Origin of the sequence: Phocaeicola paurosaccharolyticus JCM 15092 (genome assembly GCF_000613805.1) — a bacterium.
GTDB lineage: Bacteria > Bacteroidota > Bacteroidia > Bacteroidales > Bacteroidaceae > Phocaeicola > Phocaeicola paurosaccharolyticus.
In genome coordinates, this window is sequence record NZ_BAJR01000067.1 from 1 (window position 1) to 2,558 (window position 2,558).

1 protein-coding gene is annotated in these 2,558 nt (G+C 45.5%); it reads right to left on the bottom strand.

All coding sequences use genetic code 11. The features are described from left to right. Positions 1-98 precede the first annotated feature (98 nt). Entirely contained in the window at positions 99-2,528 is a 2,430-nt protein-coding gene (locus JCM15092_RS14135; RefSeq protein WP_024995205.1) for a glycoside hydrolase family 95 protein, read from the bottom strand. Positions 2,529-2,558 lie beyond the last annotated feature (30 nt).

Genomic DNA, 2,558 nt, shown 5'->3' on the forward strand with positions numbered 1-2,558 from the left:
TTTATAATATATATTCAAAAAATATCCTCTTTTTACTCCGTTTTAATGGAATAAAAGAGGATATTGAATTTTCATAATAAAAATATGTTAATTTACTATTACTCTGCTCTACTTACAGAGTAGCTTTCGCCCGGTCGGGTATTTATATCGTACTCGTACACCTTATATAGTGATGGATATTGTGCCTTGATAAGTGGTGATGTAAGAGGCTCTTTAATCTGAGCGCTCTTCATAAGCTCATTGCTATTCTCACCTTCAGCTTTTACCAATCCCTCTCCCTTGAGTGGAACATATGAGCGAATACGCAGGTTTCCACCTAGTGTTGAGGTGATCTTGGCTGCAGAAAGCTGTCCCCCATCCCACTTCATATCTACCTTGAATCCACCGCGTGAAAGGAGTCCCTTTACTTCACCATTCTCCCACTGGTCGGGAAGTGCAGGAAGAAGATGCAGTGCGCCGTCATGACTCTGCATAAGCATCTCAGCAACGCCTGCTGTGAAGCCGAAGTTACCATCGATCTGGAATGGTGGATGTGCATCGAACATATTTGGATATGTACGGCCGTTGTTATTATCAGGTTCAACAAGAGTAAGCATGTTGCTGATAATCTTGAAAGCATGGTTGCCGTCAAGCAGGCGTGCCCATAGATTGATCTTCCATCCTATAGACCATCCTGTTGCCATGTCGCCACGATAGAGAAGTGAACGCTTGGCAGCCTGGAAAAGTTGCGGATGAGTATATGGAGATACCTGGTTGCTTGGGTATAGTCCGTAGAGGTGAGAGACATGGCGATGGTCATTGTGTGGATCATCGAGGTCGTCTACCCACTCCTGGAGCTGGTTGTACTTACCTATCTGCATAGGAGGAATACGTTTCAGCATATTGTAGAGTGAGTCGCAGTATGCCTTGTTCTCAGGATATAGAATGCGCGTTGCTTTGAGTGTGTTTGAAAGGGCATCGAACACAAGCTGGGTATCCATGGTACAACCTGCTGTGATCATTGCTCTCTTTCCCGGAGGACCCTGCTCGGGTGATTGCGAAGGAGCACATACCATCCATCCGTTCTTAGGATGTTCAACAAGGAATGAGAGGAAGAAGTCGGCTGCTCCCTTCATACATGAGTAGTACTCTTCGAGGAATGCCTTATCACCTGTATAGAGGTAATGCTGCCATAAGTGCTGTGTGAGCCAAGCTCCACCCATAGGCCATACATATGCAGAGTAGTCAACAGGACCAGTGCAACGCCAAATGTCTGTGTTGTGGTGAAGTACCCAACCATTGGCGTCATACATATCACGTGCTGTGGCACGGCCTGTCTGTGAAAGCTCCTTTATCATCTGAAAGAGTGGCTGCTGCATCTCTGAGAGGTTTGTTACATCTGATGGCCAGTAGTTCATCTCTGTATTGATGTTGACTGTATATTTGCCATCCCAAGGAGCAAGAAGATCCTTGTTCCATACACCTTGCAGACCTGCAGGTTGACCGCCAGGCTGTGATGAGCAGATAAGAAGGTAACGTCCGTATTGGAACATCAGGGCAACAAGTCCCATATCCTTACCCTCATTGAACTTCTTTATACGTTGGTTGGTAGGGAGGTCGCTGGACTTGCCTACGCTGAGGGATACACGTGAGAATATTTTAGAGAATGCATCCATATGTGCTGCCAGAGCTTTGGCATATGGTGTCTTGACAGCCTTGGCAAGCTGAGCAGCTACACGTTTTGCCTCATTGCCGCTTACATCGTTATAGTTCACGAAGTTTGTTGCTGCTGAGATGTATATTGTCACTGCATTGGCATCGGTAACAGTTATGGATTTGCTATCTACCTTTACCTTACCACCTTCATTTTTCACCTCGGTAGATGCCTCGAAACGGATGGCTGCCGGAACACCTTCATGATCGGATGCCTTTGCCATGAGTGAGAGACGTTTACCCTTGTTAACAACAGTGAAGGTCTTGTATGGAGTGGTATAGCTTGCTGTGAAGCTAACTGATTTCGGTTTGTCTGCCTCTATGCGTACCACAACAGCTCTGTCTATGAAAGAGGTGAACATGGTGCGGGTATAGGTTACGTCACCTACCTTGTATTTGACTGTTGCAACAGCCTTCTCAAGATCGAGGTCACGACGATAGTCACTGTAGGTTGCGTGTGAAGGGAAGTCAAGTTTCAGACTTCCTATTGTCTGATAAGGCATACCGTTTCTTCCTGTCATGAATGTGCTTGACATGAGGTCCTGTGCCTCCTGCTCCTTGCCGGAAAAGATGAGTTCTCTCACCTTAGGTAGTGCCTGAAGGGCTTTAGGGTTGTCATTACGATGAGGTCCTCCACCCCAAATGGTCTCCTCATTTAACTGAATCTCCTCACTCTGTGGAACACCAAATACCATGGCACCCATATGTGAGTTTCCCAAAGGAAGTGCCTCGGTCCACACCTTTGCAGGCTGATCGTACCATAACTTCAAGTTCTGTGCTCCTGCGTAAAAGGTTGAAAGAAGAAAAAGAGATAATAGAATTAATCGGTTTTTCATAATATATTAAATTTATATAGACAAAGAAAA

Excerpts from the sequence above, each read along its gene's own strand:
- JCM15092_RS14135 (WP_024995205.1), bottom strand. The coding sequence starts at position 2,528 with ATGAAAAACCGATTAATTCTATTATCTCTTTTTCTTCTTTCAACCTTT.